Origin of the sequence: Burkholderia puraquae, from assembly GCF_002099195.1 — a bacterium.
Classification (GTDB): Bacteria; Pseudomonadota; Gammaproteobacteria; order Burkholderiales; family Burkholderiaceae; genus Burkholderia; species Burkholderia puraquae.
The window spans coordinates 206,097-224,227 of record NZ_NBYX01000006.1 but is presented as its reverse complement, the minus strand read 5'-3'; the positions used below and the strand labels follow the sequence as shown (position 1 = coordinate 224,227).

Here is an 18,131-nt window from a genome sequence, read left to right as displayed (position 1 = left end):
CCACTTCCGTCCGTCATCGTTGCCGCCATGCTCGCCAGCCCGCGCCGCGTGTCGTGCCGCGTCGTCCCGAACGGAGCGTGCTGATGGAAGCCTGGCTCGGCGATCTGCAGCAACTGCTCGCGCATGGCGAAGCGGCCGTGCTCGTGACGGTCGCGCACACCGACGGCTCCGCGCCGCGCGAAGCCGGCACCAAGATGCTCGTCACGCGCGACACGGCCCGCCATACGATCGGCGGCGGTCATCTGGAATGGAAGGCGATCGAGATCGCACGGCATCTGCTGAAGGATGGTGCGCACGTGCCGCACGCTCGCCGGCTCGAACGGCTCGCGCTCGGCCCGAGCCTCGGCCAGTGCTGCGGCGGCGCCGTGGTGCTCGCGTTCGAGCGGCTCGATGTCGGCGATCTCGGCTGGATCATGTCGCTCGCGAAGCGTGTCGCGGCCGGCGCCGCGACCGTGCGTAGCGTATCATTCGGCCCCTCGCCGGGCGCGCCGCTGTTGAGCGAGCCCGAATCGGAAGCTGCGCGTGCCGATTGCCTGCTGTGGGAAACCAGCGGCGTGTCGCTGATGACCGAAACGATCGCGCCGTATGCGTTCCCCGTCGTGCTGTTCGGCGCCGGGCACATCGGCACCGCGCTCGTGAAGGTGCTGGCGACGCTGCCGTGCCACGTGCGCTGGATCGACGGGCCCGATGCGGTGTTCCCGCCGGCCGACGCGCTCGCCGGCATCGGCAACCTCGCGATCGAAGCGGCCGCTGCCCCGGCCGACGCGGTCGACGCAGCACCGCCGCAGTCCTACTTCGTCGTGATGACGCACGACCACGCACTCGATTTCGTGCTGGCCGAGCGCATCCTGCGGCGCGGCGACTACGCGTATTTCGGGATGACCGGCTCGCATGCGAAACGCGTGCAGTTCGATCATCGCCTCGCGGCGATCGGCATCGACCCGGCCCAGGTCGCGCGGATGCGCTGCCCGATCGGAGTCGAAGGCATCATCGACAAGGCACCCGAAGTGATCGCGATCTCGGTGGCTGCGCAATTGCTGCAGGCCGTCGAGGCAAATGCGAACGCGTCCGCGCAGGCTTCCCCTACCTACTGACCGACCAAGAACGACGCCATGACCCCGACATTCAAGGACAAGATTGCCCGTGCGCCGAAAGCGGAGCTGCACATCCATATCGAAGGCTCGCTCGAGCCCGAACTGATTTTTGCGCTCGCGCAGCGCAACGGCGTGAAGCTCGCGTACGACTCGATCGATGCGCTGCGCGCCGCGTATGCGTTCACCGACCTGCAGTCGTTCCTCGACATCTATTACGCAGGCGCGAGCGTGCTGCTGACCGAGCAGGATTTCTACGACATGACGGCCGCGTACTGCGAACGCGCACTCGCCGACAACGTCGTCCACACCGAGCTGTTCTTCGATCCGCAGACGCACACCGAGCGTGGCGTGCCGATCGAGACAGTGGTCGCGGGCATCGAGCGGGCACTCGCCGACGCCGAGCAGCGCGGGCTGTCCAGCAAGCTGATCCTGTGCTTCCTGCGCCACCTGTCCGAAGAGGACGCGCTCGCGACATTCGAATCCGCGCTGCCGCTGTTCGAGCGCTATCGCCATCGCCTGATCGGCGTGGGGCTCGACTCGTCCGAGCTCGGCCATCCGCCGACGAAGTTCGCGCGCGTGTTCGACAAGGCGCGCGCGCTCGGGCTGAAGCTCGTCGCACACGCGGGCGAGGAAGGCCCGCCCGCGTACATCTACGAAGCGCTCGACGTGCTGAAGGTCGACCGGATCGACCACGGCGTGCGCAGCATCGAAGACGCCGCACTCGTCGAGCGCCTCGCGAAAACGCGCACGGCGCTCACCGTGTGCCCGCTGTCGAACCTGAAGCTGTGCGTGTTCGACGACATGGCGAAGCACACGCTGAAGGCGCTGCTCGATCGCGGTGTCGCGGTGACGATCAACTCCGACGATCCGGCCTATTTCGGCGGCTACGTCAACGAAAACTACTTCGCGACGGCCGAAGGGCTGCAACTCACGGATGCCGAAGTCCATGCGGTGATCCGCAACGGCTTCGAGGCGTCGTTCATCGAACCGGCGCAGCGCGACGCCCTGTACGCGCGCCTCGACGCGTACTGGCAGGCCGCGTGACGGCCCGCATCGAGGAACGCTAGACAGATGAAACACGGCGACGGCATCCGCTTCGCGACCACCGGGCCGGCCTTGCGCCGGGACGATCGCCCGCGTGCCCGCGCGGCGACGGCGCCGTTCGTCGTCGCTCGCACGGGCACGCCGTCGCGGTGTGCCGTTTCGTTCGCCGCGGCATCGGTCGCGAGCGCAACGACCGCGAGGCCCGCCGGCAACCACTTGCTGGCGGCTTCGGCCGCCACGTTCGCCCGCGCAATCGCATCCGGTCGTGCCGCACGCAGCGTGCTGCAACCGCTCGCGAAGCGCCGTCCCGCCCTCGTGCGGCGCCACTCGTTTTCTTCTGTTCGCCTTACCTTGATGCAGGACCATTCGTCATGACGCAAACCGCTTTCCGTTCCCAGCTGCTGACCTTCAACGGCGACCCGGCGCAATCGAGCCAGGCCGCGAACTACGAGACCGACGGCCTCCTGATCGTCGACGACGGCAAGGTCGTCGCGGCCGGCCCGTACGCGCAGCTCGCCGCGACGCTCGCGCGCGACGCGATCGTCCATGACCTGCGCGACAAGCTGATCGTGCCCGGCTTCATCGACACGCACATCCACTATCCGCAGACGGACATGATCGCGTCGCCGGCGCCGGGCCTGCTGCCGTGGCTGGACAAGTACACGTTCCCGACCGAGCGCCAGTTCGGCGATCCCGAGCATGCGCGCGAAGTCGCCGACTTCTTCGTCGACGAACTGCTCGCCTGCGGCACGACGAGCGCGCTCGTCTACTGCACGGTGCACAAGCAGTCGGCCGATGCGCTGTTCGCGGCGAGCGACGCGCGCGACCTGCGGATGATCGCGGGCAAGGTGCTGATGGACCGCAACTGCCCCGAATTCCTGCGCGATACCGCGCAATCGGGTTATGACGACAGCGCCGAGCTGATCGGCCGCTGGCACGGCAAGGGCCGCCAGATGTACGCGCTCACGCCGCGTTTCGCGCCGACGTCGACCGAGGCGCAGCTCGAAGCGTGCAGCGAACTCGCGCGCCGCCATCCGGACGTGTTCGTGCAGAGCCACGTCGCGGAGAACGTCGACGAGGTGAAATGGGTGGCCGAGCTGTTCCCCGGCCACCGCAGCTATCTCGACATCTATGACCGCTACGGACTGCTGCGTCCGCGCGCGGTGTACGGCCACTGCATCCACCTCGACGACGAGGACCGCCGCCGGATGGCCGAGACGCGCACCGTCGTCGCGCACTGTCCGACGTCGAACTTCTTCCTCGGCAGCGGGCTGTTCGATTTCGACAAGGCCGGTGAATACGACGTGCCCGTCACGCTCGCCACGGACGTCGGCGGCGGCACGTCGTTCTCGATGCTGCAGACGATGAACGAAGCGCACAAGGTCGCGCGACTGTCGGGCCACCACCTGAGCGCGACGCGGATGTTCTGGCTCGCGACGGCCGGCGCCGCGCAGGCACTCGACCTCGCCGATACGGTCGGCACGCTCGCGCCGCGTACCGAAGCCGACTTCGTCGTGCTCGATCCGCAGGCCACGCCGCTGCTCGCGCGCCGTACGAAGCGCGCGGATTCGCTCGAGGAGCTGCTGTTCGCGTTCGCGCTGCTCGGCGACGACCGCGCGGTGTACCGCACCTATGCGGCCGGCAAACTCGCCCACGAACGCGGCGCGGCACGCCGCCCCGCCGCCGCGTAACGGCCACGGCCGCCAGAGTCGCGGCCCGGCAGGCGCAGGCATCCTGCCGCCGGGCCTGCCGGGCCTGCCGGAGATTGCCGTCCGCCGATCCCGCCCCGACGCCAGGCGCCGCGCCGCCCGGCCACTTTCCCGCGCGCAACGCGTCGTGCTAGAATTCGCCGCTCATTGGGGAGTAGCCGCTCCGCTCGATGTCCCGCGCTCCCGGCGCGCATCGTGACGGAGGCGTCCGTCAACAGACTTGGCCGTACGGCCATGGCGGGCGCAGCCACCTAGGCCTGGCGAGACCGATGGTTCACAGTGCGCCGCATCAGGGCCCGGCGCGCCGTGAATCGTCGCTCGCACGCACAACACCGGCCCGTGGAACCCCATACGTGTCCCAAGCCTTCCTGATCTCCACCGGCGCCGTCGCTCTCGCTGAAATCGGCGACAAGACCCAACTGCTTTCCCTCGTACTGGCCGCGCGCTATCGCAAGCCGGTGCCGATCATTCTTGGCGTGCTCGTCGCCACGCTCGTCAACCACGGTTTCGCCGGTGCGCTCGGCGAATGGCTCGGTGTGCTCGTCACCCCGTCGATCATGCGCTGGGCGCTCGCGTTCTCGTTCATCGCGATGGGGTTGTGGATCCTCGTGCCGGACAAGCTCGATGCCGACGAAGCCAATGCCAACCGTTCACGACTCGGCGTGTTCGGTGCGACCCTCGTCGCGTTCTTCCTCGCGGAAATGGGTGACAAGACGCAGATCGCGACCGTCGCGCTGGCCGCGCGCTTCCAGGACTACATCGGTGTCGTGGCCGGCACGACGTTCGGGATGATGCTCGCAAACGTGCCCGCGATCCTGCTTGGCGACCGCTTCGCGCACCGCCTGCCGACGAAGCTCGTGCACGCGATCGCGGCCGTGCTGTTCGTCGTGCTCGGCGCGCTCGCGCTGCTGGGCATCGGGGTCTGACGGGGAGGAAGATGGCCGGCGCGGCCGGACGGCCGCGCCGAGACTGACACCGTGTTACTTCGCGGCGGCTGCGCCCGAAGCGGGCGCCGCCGGCACTACGCGCTCGTTGGCGGCCGGCGCCGCCGGGCCGCCGCGCTTGTCGACCGGCAGCCGGACCGAGCGGACTGCGCCGTTCGACAGCGGAAAATCGGCGAGCGCGCTGCGCGCGAGGAACGGCATCGCGTACAGCAGCGTGCCGTTATCGCCGGTCGTGCGCGCGGACACGTTGTAGACCTCCTTGCCCGTCGCGCGCTCGGTGATACGGATACCGAGCGTGTAGTCGAACACCTGGTAAGTCTGCGCGACATAGCCGGCCGGCATCGGCCCCCAGGGGCCCCATGGGCCCCACGGCCCGCGCCGCCAGTACGGCCCGGGCGCAAACCACGGATCGTAGTAGACCGGCTGCGGTACCGTCACGAGATCGCTGCCGACCGCATAGGTCAGCCCGACGAGGTACCGCGCCTGCGCCTGCGGCACCTGCCGGAACGCATACGTGGACAGCTCGTTCGCGACGATCGGCTCGTAGGTCGACTGCTCGATGCTGTTCTTCTGCGCATCGGTGCGCGTGAACGCATAGGTGCGTGTCGCGTCGCTACCGCTCCAGTCGGAGAAGGCCGTGACCTGGGTTGTCACGTAGCTGGTGCAGCCGGTCAGCAGCGCCACGCACAACACCGCCGCCCAGCCCGCACCGCGTCGAATCCATTCGCGTTTCATGTTGATCCTCTTCGATCCGTCACCCGTTCGTCGCACCGCGCGAACCGTAACGGGATGCCGATAATACGCGGACTCCCGGAACCGGTAAAAAGTTCGCCCGGCACGCGGCCGCAAGCCTTTGTACAATGGCCCGGTTCGCCCGGCCCGCGCTGCGGGCCCGTCCCCCACTCCACCGATCTCGACGACCATGTCCGACAACGCCTCCTCCACCGTGATCCGCCGCGCCGACTACACGCCGCCGGCTTTCCTCATCGACTCCGTTGCGCTCGAATTCGATCTCGCGCCGGCCCGTACGATCGTCAGGAATACGATGCGCGTGCGCCGCAATCCGGACGCCGCGCCCGCGCCGCACCTGGAGCTGATGGGCGAAGCGCTCGAATTCCTCGGCGCACGGCTGGATGGCACGCCGCATGGCGCCGTGCGCGCGCACGAGCACGGGCTGACCGTCGAGAACGTCCCCGATGCCTTCGAACTGACGCTCGAAAGCGCATGCGCACCCGACCAGAATACGACGCTGTCGGGCCTCTATGTGTCGAGCGGCAACTTCTTCACGCAATGCGAAGCCGAAGGTTTCCGCCGTATCACCTACTTCCTCGATCGCCCGGACGTGATGGCGTCGTACACGGTGACGCTGCGCGCCGACAAGGCGGCGTACCCGGTGCTGCTGTCGAACGGCAACCTCGTCGATTCCGGCGACCTGCCCGACGGCCGCCACTTCGCGAAGTGGGAAGACCCGTTCCGCAAGCCGAGCTACCTGTTCGCGCTGGTCGCGGGCAAGCTCGTCGCGCTCGAGGAAAAGATCACGACCGGCTCGGGCAAGGAAAAGCTGCTGCAGGTGTGGGTCGAGCCGGCCGATCTCGACAAGACGCGTCATGCGATGGATTCGCTGATCCATTCGATCCGCTGGGACGAAAAGCGCTTCGGCCTCGAGCTCGATCTCGACCGCTTCATGATCGTCGCGGTCGGCGACTTCAACATGGGCGCGATGGAGAACAAGGGGCTCAACATCTTCAACACGAAGTACGTGCTGGCGAACCCCGAGACCGCGACCGACACCGACTTCGCGAACATCGAGTCGGTAGTCGGCCACGAGTACTTCCACAACTGGACCGGCAACCGCGTGACCTGCCGCGACTGGTTCCAGCTGAGCCTGAAGGAAGGCCTGACGGTGTTCCGCGACCAGGAATTCTCGGCCGACATGGCCGCGGGCGACGCCATCGAATCGGCGGCCCGTGCGGTCAAGCGCATCGAGGACGTGCGCGTGCTGCGCCAGCTGCAGTTCGCCGAGGACGCGGGCCCGATGGCGCACCCGGTGCGCCCGGAGAGCTACGTCGAGATCAACAACTTCTACACGATGACCGTCTACGAGAAAGGCTCGGAAGTCGTGCGGATGTACCAGACGCTGTTCGGCCGCGACGGCTTCCGCAAGGGGATGGACCTGTACTTCAAGCGTCACGACGGGCACGCCGTGACCTGCGACGACTTCCGTCACGCGATGGCCGACGCGAACGGGCGTGACCTCGCGCAGTTCGAGCGCTGGTACAGCCAGGCCGGCACGCCGCGCGTGTCGGTGCGCACCGCGTACGACGCGGCCGCGCGCCGCTATACGGTGACGCTCGCGCAGGGTTACGGCGACGCGTCGCCGGCGGCGCGCGAAACGCAGCAAGGGCCGCTGCTGATCCCGTTCGCGATCGGCCTGATCGGCCGCGACGGCCGCGACCTGCCGCTGCGTCTCGACGGCGAAGCCGCGGCCGCAGGCACGACGCGCGTGCTCGACTTCACCGACACCGAGCAGACCTTCACGTTCGTCGACGTGCCGGAACAACCGCTGCCGTCGCTGCTGCGCAACTTCTCGTCGCCTGTCATCGTCGAGTACGACTACAGCGACGACGACCTCGCGTTCCTGCTCGCGCACGACAGCGATCCGTTCAACCGCTGGGAAGCCGGCCAGCGCCTCGCGACGCGCGCGCTGCTGACGCTCGCCACGCGTGCCGCCGCAAAAGAGCCGCTCACGCTCGGCGAGAATTTCGTCGCAGCATTCCGCCGCGTGCTGACCGACGCGACGCTGTCGCCGGCGTTCCGCGAACTCGCGCTGACGCTGCCGTCGGAAACCTACCTCGCCGACCAGATGGCGGAAGCCGATCCGGCCGCCGTGCATCGTGCGCGCCAGTTCGTGCGCCGCCAGCTCGCCACCGCACTGCGCGCCGACTGGCTCGCCGCCTACGAGCAGCACCAGACGCCCGGCGCCTACGAGCCGACGCCGGAGGCCTCCGGCCGCCGCGCGCTGAAGAACCTCGCGCTCGCGTATCTCGCCGAACTCGAGGATCCGGCCGATGCCGTGCGCCTTGCGACTGCGCAATACGACGCGGCGAACAACATGACCGATCGCGCGGCTGCACTCGGCGCGCTGCTGTCCGCCGCGGCCGCTGGCGCGAACGAACCGGCCGAGCACGCGCTCGACGACTTCTACCGCCGCTTCGAGAAGGAAGCGCTCGTGATCGACAAGTGGTTTGCGATGCAGGCCGCGCAACGCGGCACGTCCGCGCAGCCGACGCTCGCGAAGGTTCGCAAGCTGCTCGCGCACCCCGCGTTCAACCTGAAGAATCCGAACCGCGCACGCTCGCTGATCTTCAGCTTCTGCGCGGCCAACCCCGCGCAATTCCACGCGGCGGACGGCTCGGGTTACGCGTTCTGGGCCGAACAGGTGCTCGCGCTCGACGCAATCAACCCGCAGGTCGCGGCGCGCCTCGCGCGCTCGCTCGAACTGTGGCGCCGCTTCACGCCCGCGCTGCGCGATCGGATGCGCGAAGCGCTCGAGCAGGTCGCCGCCGGTGCGAAATCGCGCGACGTACGCGAGATCGTCGAGAAGGCGCTCGCGTAACACCATCGCCCGCCTTGCGCCCACGCCATACAGCCGGTGCCGCCAGTCGCGGCACCGGCTTTTTTTATTGTCTGAGCACGGCTGGAACCGGGCGCAATCGCCGGGTCTGAACGCGCCGCCTGCCGCCGCAAAGCGCGTCCCGCCCGCCCCGCCCCCGGAAACCGGGCCGGTTCGGCCGCCCGGCCATGTAACCGGACGAAAAAACCCGGCGGCGCGGGAGGCGCGACGGGTAAAATTGCAGCCATTCAAGGATTCTTTGGCCTTCTGGAGTCTGTCATGTCCATTGCCCGCCGCACTACGCTGTCGAAGTTCCTGATCGAACAGCAACGTGAGACCAACAACCTCCCCGCCGACCTGCGCCTGCTGATCGAAGTCGTCGCCCGCGCGTGCAAGGCGATCAGCTACAACGTGTCGAAGGGCGCGCTCGGCGAAGCGCTCGGCACCGCCGGCAGCGAGAACGTCCAGGGCGAAGTGCAGAAGAAGCTCGACATCCTGTCGAACGAAATCCTGCTCGACGCAAACGAATGGGGCGGCAACCTCGCCGCGATGGCGTCGGAAGAAATGGAAACGTTCTTCCCGATCCCGGCGAACTACCCGCGCGGCGAATACCTGCTCGTGTTCGATCCGCTCGACGGCTCGTCGAACATCGACGTGAACGTGTCGATCGGCACGATCTTCTCGGTGCTGCGCTGCCCGGACGGCAAGCAGGCAACCGAGGAATCGTTCCTGCAGCCCGGCACGCAGCAGGTCGCGGCCGGCTACGCCGTGTACGGCCCGCAGACGGTGTTCGTGCTGACGACCGGCAACGGCGTGAACTGCTTCACGCTCGACCGCGAAGTCGGCTCGTGGGTGCTCACGCAGAGCAACATGCAGATCCCGGCCGACACGCGCGAATACGCGATCAACGCGTCGAACGCGCGCCACTGGTACGAGCCGGTCCAGCGCTATGTCGACGAACTGAACGCGGGCAAGGACGGCCCGCGCGGCGACAACTTCAACATGCGCTGGATCGCATCGATGGTGGCCGACGTGCATCGGATCCTGAACCGCGGCGGCATCTTCATGTACCCGGCCGACAAGCGCACGCCCGATCGTCCGGGCAAGCTGCGCCTGATGTACGAAGCGAACCCGATGTCGTTCATCGTCGAACAGGCTGGCGGCGCCGCGACGACCGGCACGCAGCGCATCATGGAAGTGCAGCCGACGGGCCTGCACCAGCGCGTCCCTGTGTTCCTCGGTTCGAAGAACGAAGTCGAGCGCGTGACCGGCTATCACGACGAAGCAAAATAATTGCACTGCAGCACTAGACAGTGTCGCGCGACGTACGTACAATCGCGCCTCTCGATGTGACCCCAACGGGTCGCATCGCAGTGAAACGAAGCGGGGAGTCCGCCGAATCGATGAGTTTCGCGAAACAGCAGCAGCAAGCTGAAAAAAATTCGCAAAACCTATTGCCAAGGTCTCAGATTTCACCTTATAATTTCGTTTCTCTGATGCCGGTGTAGCTCAGTTGGTAGAGCAGCGCATTCGTAATGCGAAGGTCGTAGGTTCGACTCCTATCTCCGGCACCAAGTTATAAAGGGCTGACAAGCAATGCTTGTCAGCCCTTTTCTCATTCCGGCACGCCGAATCGTGCGCTGCCCTCCTTCTGCCTGCGTCCGCTCCGCTTGCGGGCATCACCCGACTCCCGCGCCGCATCCCGCCGATTACAATCGACGGACCACCCCGCCTTTTCCGAGCATCATGCGCACCTGGCGTCTCGAGCGACCGAACCTCACCGGGCAACTGGACGTATCGCGTGCGACGCGCCTCGTCGCCGCGATCGGCGGCGAAGAACCGAACGCATTCGCGGCCGAAGTGCTGAAGCTGTTCGACGACGCATTGTCGATCTCGCAGTGCACGATCTTCGCGTACGAGTTCGGCAATCGGCCGCGCACGATGTCGGTCGCCGATCATCGCGGCGGGCGCTACCTGCGCGATGTCGCCGACACCTATGCACGGCACTTCTACGCGCTCGACGGCAACCAGCAGATCGTCTCGACCGCAGGTCGCGGCACCCGCCGCCACGACCTGCTGCTGCACCAGCAGGCCGGCGACGAGATCGGCCACGAAGCGTATCGCGCGGCCTGCTACCACGGCCCCGACGTATCCGACCGGCTGGCGCTGCTGATGCAGCCTGGCGATGCAACGTGGCTGTCGATCAACCTGTACCGCGCGCATCGCAGCGGCGTGTTCCAGACGCGCGAGATCGCCGCGATCGAAGCGCTCGCGCCGCTGATCGCGCAGGCCGCGAAGCATCACTACGCGCTTGCCGGTGCCGCGCAGGTCGCTATCCCGCAACGGATGCTCGCGCGACTGCGGCATGCATGCCCCGCATTGTCCAAGCGCGAACTCGATGTACTGCGCGGCGTACTCGAAGGCCAGACCGCGCACGAGATCGGCGAGACCATCGGCGTGAAGGCCTCGAGCGTCGTCACCTACCAGAAACGCGCATACCGGCGCCTCGGCATCTCGGGCCAGCGCGAGCTGTTTGCGCTGTGCATGCAGCCATGAAATATCGCGGCTTGCGTTAAGCGGCTCGCGACCATTCGAGTTGCCTCTCGCTGTACCCGATTTGGGGACAACAGGGGCATGACCGGCTCCCATACTGCGCTGACCTGTTGCGCGCATCTCAGCGTCGATGCGCACACGTCGAACCAGACTACCCGGGAAGCCAACGATGGATATCGACTTCAAGCCCTACCCGTTCGTCGCCGAGCGCCATCCCGCGCATCTGCCGGCCTGCGCCGACGGTATCGATACGCGCCGGCATCGCGTTGCGATCGTCGGCGGCGGCCCCGTCGGCCTCGCCGTCGCGCTCGGTCTCGCGAACCACGGCATCCGCAGCGTACTGATCGAGGCCGACGACGCGGTCTGCCACGGCAGCCGCGCCATCTGCATCTCGCGGCGCAGCCTCGAGATCATCGAGCGGCTCGGCGCGCTCGACGACTTCCTGCGCAAGGGGCTGCCGTGGACCGGCGGACGCAGTTTCTACCGTCGCGACGAAGTGCTGCATTTCACGATGCCGCAGGACGAAAACCAGAAGCTGCCGCCGATGGTCAATCTCGCGCAGTATCACATCGAGCAGTTCCTGCTTGACGCCGCGCTGCGCCGTCCCGAACTCATCGAGATCCGCTGGCAGGCGAAAGTCACCGGCGTGACCCGGCAACCGGACGGCACGCGCCTCGACGTCGACACGCCACTCGGCGGCTACGCACTCGACGCCGACTGGGTCGTCGCGTGCGACGGCGGACGCAGCACGATGCGCGACGCGCTCGGCCTGTCGCTGCAGGGCACGCGCTACGAGGGGCGCTATGTGATCGTCGACATCGCGCTCGACAGCGACCGGCCGACCGAACGACTCGCGTACTTCGATCCGTCGTCGAACCCGGGTTCGACGGTGCTCGTCCACAAGCAGCCCGACAACGTGTGGCGGATCGACTACCAGTTGCGCGACGATGAGGATTCCGAAGCGGCCGTAAAACCGGAGAACGTGATCCCGCGCGTGCAGAACCTGCTCGACATGATGGGCGAGCGCGGAGACTGGTCGCCGATCTGGATCACGATCTACAAGGCGAACGCGCTGACGCTCGAACGCTATCGGCACGGCCGCGTGCTGTTCTGCGGCGACGCCGCGCATCTCGTGCCGATCTTCGGCGTGCGCGGCGCGAATTCGGGCATCGATGATGCCGACAACCTTGCATGGAAACTCGCGTACGTGATTCGCGGCCTCGCGTCGGACACGCTGCTCGACAGCTACTCGGACGAACGCGTGTTCGCCACGCACGAGAACCTCCGCTACGGCACGAAGAGCACCGAATTCATGGCGCCGCCGTCGTTTGCCTTCGAACTGATGCGCCGAGCCGTGCTGTCGCTCGCGGTCCATCATCCGGCGCTGCGTTCGCTGATCAATCCGCGCCAGACGACGGCCATCGCGTATGCGACGTCGTCGCTCAACGCAGCCGAACGCGACACGTTTGCCGCCGGGCCTGCGCCTGGCACGGTGCTCACCGAAGGCCCGCTGATGCTGTACACGGCGAACGGCAGCGACATGCGCCGCGGCCACCTGACCGATCTCGTCGCCCCGCGCTTCACCGCGTTCTGCTTCACGTCCGACGGCGTGCCCGATCCGACGCTGGCCGATCTCGAACGGCGCCTGCACGCTGCGCGGATACCGTTCGCGCTCGTCACGCTTGCGCGGCATGCTGCTCCGCGGCAACCGGCCTGCGGCGGCCATGACGACGACGGCCGGCTGTTCGACACGTACGGCGCGCGCGACGGCACCGTCTATCTCGTGCGTCCGGACGGTCACGTCCTCGGCCGCTGGCACGACGCTCGCGGCGGCGACGTGGCCGCCGCGCTCGAACGCGCACTCCATCCGTCCGCGTCAACCGATCCTCAGGAGACCGCATGATGACCGACACCGAACGCGACACCCTCTACACTGACCTGTGCCGCGCGATGACGCGGATCGGCGAAGCCGATGCGTCGCTCTTTCTCGCCCGCTTCGCACTGCTGTCGATCGAGGCGATCGGCGACACCGCGACCGTCGCACGACTGATCGCCGACGCAAGCGACGGGTTGCCCGACGCGGGCATGCAGGCATCGACGCACGGGCGATGACACGCATGGCCGACCCCGGCGTCGCCGGCGGCCATTCCTTACAGATTCATTTCGGCATGCATTGCCCTGCGCGCGAGCCTCGCCGTACGCAGACGAATTCCCTGGAAAATCCCGTTAAGGGTGCATAACATTACTTAACGATTCCGACCCGGCTATCGCGTTACATTGCGTGGGCGGCGCGGCGGGTCGCAATGCCGCCTTCATTCAGCTTGCGGCGACATAGCCGACGTCCGGTCATTCGACACAACACAAGGAGAGGACCACCATGACTCATGGCTTGATTATGTGGCTCATTATCGGCGCGATTGCCGGCTGGCTTGCCGGCTTGCTCGTCAAGGGCGGCGGCTTCGGGCTGATCGTCGACATCATCGTCGGGATCGTCGGCGCAGTGATCGGCGGCTGGCTCGCCGGGCTGCTCGGCATCAGCATCGGCAGCGGCTTCATCGGTTCGGTGATCGTCGCGGTCGTCGGCGCGGTGATCCTGCTATTCGTGATCCGGCTATTCAAGCGAGCGGCCTGACGCTTCTCTCCACGCGCCTACGGGCGCGTTTTCGCATCAGGCCGGCGCGCGGCCCGTTCGCCGCGCGCCGTCGGCCGTCAGCAATCCGCTGCGTGCTTCGCGTGCGCCATCGCGCCCGGTCCGCACGGTGCGCGGCATCTCCCCTCTCCGTCCCGCATCGAACACCACGCGCAACCGCTCGGGCATCGGCTCCGCGTTCGCATACTGTGCGACCTGCGGCGGGTTCATCTGCGCGAGCGCCTGCGAGATCGCCGCACCGTTGTCGTCGTACGCATCCGTCACGACCCATATCCGGTGATGCGAGTCGAACGCCGCCCCCGTCGCGAGCGGCTGCTTCTGCTGCGCGGGGGCTGCCTGCATGCTCATGTGCGCGGCGTGCAAATCGGCGGCCTTCGGCACGTCGTGCGCATCGTGCGCACCGGCAGGCGGCAGCATCGCGAACCACAGCACGCCACCTGCCGCGAGCGATCTCACAGCGACCATTTCAGTTCTCCATAGAAAGTACGGCCCGGATACGGATGGAACACGTAGTAGCGGCGGTCCGTCAGGTTGTCGATGCCGAGCGACGCGGCCCAGTGCCGGTCGAAGCGATAGCGCGCCTTCAGGTCGACGACCGTAAACGCGCTCGTGCCGCCGTAGACGTCCGGGTTCACGTCGCTGTTGTCGAGCGTGTTGAACTGGCGGCCCGAGTAGCGCACGCCGACGCTCGCAAGCCAGTGCTCGTCGAAGCGATACGACGCGAGCAGGTTCGCACGCATGCGCGGAATACGCGGAAAGCGCGAGCCGACATACGCGGGATTCGCGGCATCGGCGAGGATCTGCGCGTTGCTCGCCGACACGTTCGCGTCGAGATTGAGCCCGCGCAGCCCGACGTTCTCGCCGCTGAACGCGAGTTCGACACCGCGCACGCGCACGCGATCGACGTTCGAGATATTGGTCACCGTCGTCGCGCCCGACACCGTCGTCTGGCTGTAGATCGAATCGCGCAAATCGCTCTGGAACACGCTGGCACGCACGACGCCGACACCCACGTCGCGTTCGGCCGTGAAATCCCAGTCGATCGCCTTTTCAGGCCGCAGGTTCGGGTTGTTGTTGACGATCGCATTGTTCGAGATCGTGCCCTGGAACAGTTCGCCGACCGTCGGGAAACGCGTGCCGGTCGCAAACGACAGCCGGAAGCGCCAGACGTCGGTCGCATCCCATTGCAACGCGACTTTCGGCGACAACGCATTCGCGCTGCGGTCCGCATAGCCGAGCGTACCCGTTGCATTGCCGAGCGCCCCGCCATACGCATCCCAGCGCTCGTAGCGCAGCCCCAGCGTCGCGAGCCAGCCCGGCGCGAAACGCCACGCGTCCTGCCCGAACAGCGCCTGCGTGCGCGTGTCGCCACGATAGACGCTCGACAGCGACGTGGTCGGCCCGGCCAGCCAGTCGGCCGTGTTGTACGTGATGTTGCGCAGGAAATAGTTGTCGTAGTGATAGCCGAACGTGAACGTATGGCCCCTCACTTCCGGCGCTTCCGCCTTCAGGTCGAGCGTGCGCCAGCCGGTGCCGTCGCCCTGGAACAACGTGCCTGCGCCGCCCTGCACGGTCGACGCCGAGCGCTGCACGTCGCGCGACACGTCGTACGCGGACACGACGCCCGACAGGCGCCAGCCGGAATCGAGCCGGCCGTTCAGGCCGAGCGCGTACAGCCAGTTCTCCTGGTCGCCACGCTGCGGCGCGAATGCGTTCGGCGCGACGGTCATGTTCTGGCCGCCGATCGACACGTTGCCGCCGTAGACCCGATTGCCGGCCGCATCGCGCAGGAAGGTTTCGCCGTGCTGCCGGTAATGGTTCTCCCAATGCCCGAGCGTGAGCGTCGCATCGACGCGTTCGGTGAACGCATAGCCCATCCGGACCGTCTCGTTGAGCTGCTCGGTCCGCTCGATCGTCTGCGCCCCGACGATCGTCCGCGGCCGGCCGTTGGGTCCGATGTCGGTCGCGGCGCCCGTCACGGGCACGGTGGCGCCGAGCTTCGGGTTGTACGCCGAATTGGGGCTCGCGTACTGCATCGGCTGACCGTCGTTCTCGAGCCGGTCGAGCGACAGTGCGAACCAGAACCGGCCGACGCGGTTCGCGATCCGCGCGGTCTGGTGATTGCCGCCGAAGCTGTCCGCGAATCCGTAGCCGTCGTGGTAGCGCTGCGTAAAGAACTGCGTCGACAGCGACGCCTCGAGCTTTTCCGGGCGGCGCGTCGTGAGCAGCACGGTCGAGCCGATCGAGTTGCCGGGATACAGCGCGGAAAAGGGGCCATAGAGCACGTCGACGCGCGCGATATCGTCAGGCGGAATCAGCGACCAGCGCGGCGGGTACGCGTAGCTCGAGCCGAGCAGGTTCGACAGCAGCACGCCGTCGGCATAGACGAGCCCGCGCGCGCTCTGCAGTTCGTTGAAGTCGCGGCCTGCGAACACACTGTTGCGGTCGCCGATATAGCGCTTGCGGACCATCAGGTTCGGCGCGTACTTCAGCGCGTCCTCGGTGGTGACGTTGGTGTGCGATTCGATCTGCTCGCGCGTGATCGATGTGACGACGGCCGGCGAATCCGGATCGACTGGTTGCCGCTGCGCGGTCACGCTGACGGCGGTCAGCGTACCGCCGGCCAGCGCCGGTGGCACGGTTGCAACGGCCGAAGCGGGCGCAGCGGCATCGGCGGCATGCTCGACGCCACCGCGCGCGGTAGCGCCGCGTGCATCGTCCGTCGAGGCCGCATGGGCGGCAGGCCACGCGAAAGCGGCCGCGCATGCGAGCGCGAGCCGGCCGCGCGACGGCCGTGCGGCAAAGGGAGAGGACATGAGTGAATTCCTGAAAACGTAATCGGACGCCGCCGGACGCGAGCGCGCGCGCCGCGCACGAATGGCGCAGCACGCGGCCCGGCCGCGGGCGGCACGCGCGCCACCGGGGCGCGCGGACGACATCAATCAGATCGGAGCGTTTTCAGGCGGGGCGCGAGGCTGCGCGAGACGGATGCCCTTGCGGGGACAATCAGGAATGACGGGGGCGGCCGCGCGATACGCGAACGTCCGTACGAAGCCCGGCAACGCGGGCAGGCTCGACCCGAGCGCCACGTTCGCAGCGAAGCCCGGGCAGTACACGCAGTGCGGCACGCCGGCATGGTCGAACGACGATGTGTCGTGATCGCCGCCCGCCTGCGCGAGCACGACCTGGCGGGCGCCCGCTGCACTGCACAACTCGAGCGTGAGCGCGCCGGAACCGCTCGATGCGAGACGCGCATAACCGATGACGGGCGACAGTACATTCAGTACCAGCGCCAGCCATACGAGGCCGATCCATCGCGTCGTTCGTCTCATCGCGGTCCGGGAAAAAGTGCGCGCAAGTATAACAAGCGGCCTGATTGTTGCCGATTCCGCACGATGCAATAGTCGGCATCGCAGCGCGCGTCAGCACGCATGTGCCGTGAATACAACAGAGACAAAATCTAACGATTCGCCACTGGCATAAATCCAAGCACGAGGTTGATAATCATTGAACCTGCTGGAGAAATGACCATGGACGAAAGACCCACTCGCATGCCACCGCCCGAGCAAGTGATGAGCCCGGATCCGGAACCCGTCGGCGTGGAATTCCTCGCCGAATTGCCCGACCACGTGCGGGCATTCTTCGACGAGCAGCACAGGCTGTACTCGCCGAAGTGAACGCCTGTCCGGTTCTGTAACCGCCACGTGTCGATCATCGCTATCGTGCGGTTCATCACTGCGCATCGCGCGCAATTCGCCTCGCACCCGGGCCGCAACAGCCTGACGGTGCCGGATCAGCTCGCCCGCTGATTCTCCTGTCGCTGCGCTACGCCGCGCGACTGTCTTCGTCTATCCTTCTGGTTTTCCACGTCCGGCCCGCCCGGCTCTCCCGATCGTTCCGATGAAGCAAGCCATTCGTGCCAGCCTCGCTGTCGCCGCACTCGGCGTCGCCCTCTTTTCGTCCCCGCGTATTGCCAATGCAGACGGCGACGACACCGCCCTCACCAACCTCGTCGCGCTCGCGTCGCAGCGCCTCGCGCTCGCCGAACCGGTCGCTCGATGGAAATGGGCGAATCACAAGGCAATCGAGGACCGGCCGCGCGAAGCGGAGCTACTCGCGTCGGTCGAGAAGCGCGCGGCACAGGCCGGCATCGACCCCGCGTTCGCGCGGACGTTCTTCGAGGATCAGATCAGCGCGAGCAAGGATGTGCAGAACGCGCTGTTCGCAACCTGGCGCGCGACGCGGCCGCCAGAAGGCACGCCGCCCGATCTCGCGACCAGCACGCGCCCGGCGCTCGACCGGTTGACGCAGAAAATGCTCGCGGGGCTCGCGCAGGTTGCACCGCTACGCGATGCGCCTGATTGTCAGGCGCGGCTCGCGCGCAGCATCGCGAACTGGAAGACGCTCACGCGCTACGACTCCAAGCAGACGCAGGCCCTCGATACCGCGCTGTCGCACGTCTGCTCGGCCGGCGGCGCAAGCGCGATCGGCTGACGCAGCGGGCTGCGGATCGTGCGGCCGTGC

General features: G+C 67.2%; 16 protein-coding genes, 1 tRNA gene and 1 riboswitch. Of the genes, 13 read left to right on the top strand and 4 right to left on the bottom strand.

The window, feature by feature from the left end; all coding sequences use genetic code 11:
- Nucleotides 1–83: 83 nt before the first annotated feature.
- The 4 genes from xdhC to B7G54_RS14745 all read left to right on the top strand — a co-directional run bounded on the left by xdhC (nucleotide 84) and on the right by B7G54_RS14745 (nucleotide 4,773).
- Nucleotides 84–1,094, top strand: a complete 1,011-nt coding sequence (gene xdhC / locus B7G54_RS14770; RefSeq protein ID WP_085039727.1) for a xanthine dehydrogenase accessory protein XdhC — start codon at nucleotides 84–86, stop codon at nucleotides 1,092–1,094.
- A gap of 18 nt (nucleotides 1,095–1,112) precedes the next feature.
- The gene (locus B7G54_RS14765) at nucleotides 1,113–2,138 is read left to right on the top strand and encodes an adenosine deaminase (protein WP_085039726.1); all 1,026 of its coding nucleotides are present in this window, start codon (nucleotides 1,113–1,115) and stop codon (nucleotides 2,136–2,138) included.
- Nucleotides 2,139–2,509: 371 nt separating this feature from the next.
- Nucleotides 2,510–3,829, top strand: coding sequence for a guanine deaminase (gene guaD, locus B7G54_RS14755; RefSeq protein ID WP_085039724.1), 1,320 nt, complete (start codon nucleotides 2,510–2,512; stop codon nucleotides 3,827–3,829).
- 155 nt (nucleotides 3,830–3,984) lie between these two features.
- Nucleotides 3,985–4,122: riboswitch (yybP-ykoY riboswitch) on the top strand.
- Nucleotides 4,123–4,200: 78 nt separating this feature from the next.
- A complete protein-coding gene (locus B7G54_RS14745) occupies nucleotides 4,201–4,773 on the top strand; it encodes a TMEM165/GDT1 family protein (RefSeq protein WP_046545165.1) in 573 nt (190 codons plus the stop codon).
- A 54-nt stretch (nucleotides 4,774–4,827) separates the two neighbouring features.
- Here B7G54_RS14745 and B7G54_RS14740 read toward each other — a convergent pair whose 3' ends face one another.
- Entirely contained in the window at nucleotides 4,828–5,526 is a 699-nt protein-coding gene (locus B7G54_RS14740; RefSeq protein WP_085039723.1) for a DUF4136 domain-containing protein, read from the bottom strand.
- 187 nt (nucleotides 5,527–5,713) lie between these two features.
- On the opposite strand from B7G54_RS14740, the gene pepN reads away from it, so the two are divergent.
- From pepN to B7G54_RS14705, 7 genes are all read left to right on the top strand, one after another.
- On the top strand, nucleotides 5,714–8,407 hold the full coding sequence (gene pepN / locus B7G54_RS14735; RefSeq protein WP_085039722.1) for an aminopeptidase N: 2,694 nt from the start codon (nucleotides 5,714–5,716) through the stop codon (nucleotides 8,405–8,407).
- Between the two features lie 276 nt (nucleotides 8,408–8,683).
- Nucleotides 8,684–9,697 (top strand): class 1 fructose-bisphosphatase, encoded by a 1,014-nt coding sequence (locus B7G54_RS14730; RefSeq protein ID WP_085039721.1) that lies wholly within the window; start codon nucleotides 8,684–8,686, stop codon nucleotides 9,695–9,697.
- Between the two features lie 205 nt (nucleotides 9,698–9,902).
- Nucleotides 9,903–9,978: transfer RNA gene (locus tag B7G54_RS14725), tRNA-Thr, on the top strand.
- Nucleotides 9,979–10,150: 172 nt separating this feature from the next.
- Nucleotides 10,151–10,960 carry a helix-turn-helix transcriptional regulator gene (locus B7G54_RS14720; RefSeq protein ID WP_085039720.1) on the top strand — a complete coding sequence of 270 codons (810 nt, stop codon included), beginning with the start codon at nucleotides 10,151–10,153 and terminating at the stop codon, nucleotides 10,958–10,960.
- A gap of 166 nt (nucleotides 10,961–11,126) precedes the next feature.
- The gene (locus B7G54_RS14715; protein WP_085039719.1) at nucleotides 11,127–12,860 is read left to right on the top strand and encodes an FAD-dependent oxidoreductase; all 1,734 of its coding nucleotides are present in this window, start codon (nucleotides 11,127–11,129) and stop codon (nucleotides 12,858–12,860) included.
- A complete protein-coding gene (locus B7G54_RS14710; RefSeq protein ID WP_085039718.1) occupies nucleotides 12,857–13,069 on the top strand; it encodes a hypothetical protein in 213 nt (70 codons plus the stop codon). The genes B7G54_RS14715 and B7G54_RS14710 overlap by 4 nt, the downstream gene beginning before the upstream one ends.
- 265 nt (nucleotides 13,070–13,334) lie before the next feature.
- A complete protein-coding gene (locus B7G54_RS14705) occupies nucleotides 13,335–13,589 on the top strand; it encodes a GlsB/YeaQ/YmgE family stress response membrane protein (protein ID WP_027788093.1) in 255 nt (84 codons plus the stop codon).
- A gap of 36 nt (nucleotides 13,590–13,625) precedes the next feature.
- On the opposite strand, the gene B7G54_RS14700 is transcribed toward B7G54_RS14705, so the two are convergent.
- The 3 genes from B7G54_RS14700 to B7G54_RS14690 form a co-directional block, all read right to left on the bottom strand.
- Nucleotides 13,626–14,072, bottom strand: coding sequence for a TlpA family protein disulfide reductase (locus tag B7G54_RS14700; protein WP_425266483.1), 447 nt, complete (start codon nucleotides 14,070–14,072; stop codon nucleotides 13,626–13,628).
- Nucleotides 14,060–16,423, bottom strand: a complete 2,364-nt coding sequence (locus B7G54_RS14695) for a TonB-dependent receptor (RefSeq protein ID WP_085039717.1) — start codon at nucleotides 16,421–16,423, stop codon at nucleotides 14,060–14,062. The genes B7G54_RS14700 and B7G54_RS14695 overlap by 13 nt, the downstream gene beginning before the upstream one ends.
- 126 nt (nucleotides 16,424–16,549) lie before the next feature.
- On the bottom strand, nucleotides 16,550–16,939 hold the full coding sequence (locus B7G54_RS14690) for a DUF2946 domain-containing protein (RefSeq protein ID WP_085039716.1): 390 nt from the start codon (nucleotides 16,937–16,939) through the stop codon (nucleotides 16,550–16,552).
- A gap of 198 nt (nucleotides 16,940–17,137) precedes the next feature.
- Between B7G54_RS14690 and B7G54_RS39035 the strand changes: the two genes are divergently transcribed.
- Complete coding sequence (locus B7G54_RS39035) at nucleotides 17,138–17,284, top strand: hypothetical protein (RefSeq protein ID WP_165765576.1); 147 nt, start codon at nucleotides 17,138–17,140, stop codon at nucleotides 17,282–17,284.
- A 223-nt stretch (nucleotides 17,285–17,507) separates the two neighbouring features.
- Entirely contained in the window at nucleotides 17,508–18,101 is a 594-nt protein-coding gene (locus B7G54_RS14685) for a chorismate mutase (protein ID WP_085039715.1), read from the top strand.
- Nucleotides 18,102–18,131: the final 30 nt, after the last annotated feature.

Excerpts from the sequence above, each read along its gene's own strand:
- xdhC (WP_085039727.1), top strand. The coding sequence starts at position 84 with ATGGAAGCCTGGCTCGGCGATCTGCAGCAACTGCTCGCGCATGGCGAA.
- B7G54_RS14765 (WP_085039726.1), top strand. The coding sequence starts at position 1,113 with ATGACCCCGACATTCAAGGACAAGATTGCCCGTGCGCCGAAAGCGGAG.
- guaD (WP_085039724.1), top strand. The coding sequence starts at position 2,510 with ATGACGCAAACCGCTTTCCGTTCCCAGCTGCTGACCTTCAACGGCGAC.
- B7G54_RS14740 (WP_085039723.1), bottom strand. The coding sequence starts at position 5,526 with ATGAAACGCGAATGGATTCGACGCGGTGCGGGCTGGGCGGCGGTGTTG.
- pepN (WP_085039722.1), top strand. The coding sequence starts at position 5,714 with ATGTCCGACAACGCCTCCTCCACCGTGATCCGCCGCGCCGACTACACG.
- B7G54_RS14730 (WP_085039721.1), top strand. The coding sequence starts at position 8,684 with ATGTCCATTGCCCGCCGCACTACGCTGTCGAAGTTCCTGATCGAACAG.
- B7G54_RS14720 (WP_085039720.1), top strand. The coding sequence starts at position 10,151 with ATGCGCACCTGGCGTCTCGAGCGACCGAACCTCACCGGGCAACTGGAC.
- B7G54_RS14715 (WP_085039719.1), top strand. The coding sequence starts at position 11,127 with ATGGATATCGACTTCAAGCCCTACCCGTTCGTCGCCGAGCGCCATCCC.
- B7G54_RS14710 (WP_085039718.1), top strand. The coding sequence starts at position 12,857 with ATGATGACCGACACCGAACGCGACACCCTCTACACTGACCTGTGCCGC.
- B7G54_RS14705 (WP_027788093.1), top strand. The coding sequence starts at position 13,335 with ATGACTCATGGCTTGATTATGTGGCTCATTATCGGCGCGATTGCCGGC.
- B7G54_RS14700 (WP_425266483.1), bottom strand. The coding sequence starts at position 14,072 with ATGGTCGCTGTGAGATCGCTCGCGGCAGGTGGCGTGCTGTGGTTCGCG.
- B7G54_RS14695 (WP_085039717.1), bottom strand. The coding sequence starts at position 16,423 with ATGTCCTCTCCCTTTGCCGCACGGCCGTCGCGCGGCCGGCTCGCGCTC.
- B7G54_RS14690 (WP_085039716.1), bottom strand. The coding sequence starts at position 16,939 with ATGAGACGAACGACGCGATGGATCGGCCTCGTATGGCTGGCGCTGGTA.
- B7G54_RS39035 (WP_165765576.1), top strand. The coding sequence starts at position 17,138 with ATGGACGAAAGACCCACTCGCATGCCACCGCCCGAGCAAGTGATGAGC.
- B7G54_RS14685 (WP_085039715.1), top strand. The coding sequence starts at position 17,508 with ATGAAGCAAGCCATTCGTGCCAGCCTCGCTGTCGCCGCACTCGGCGTC.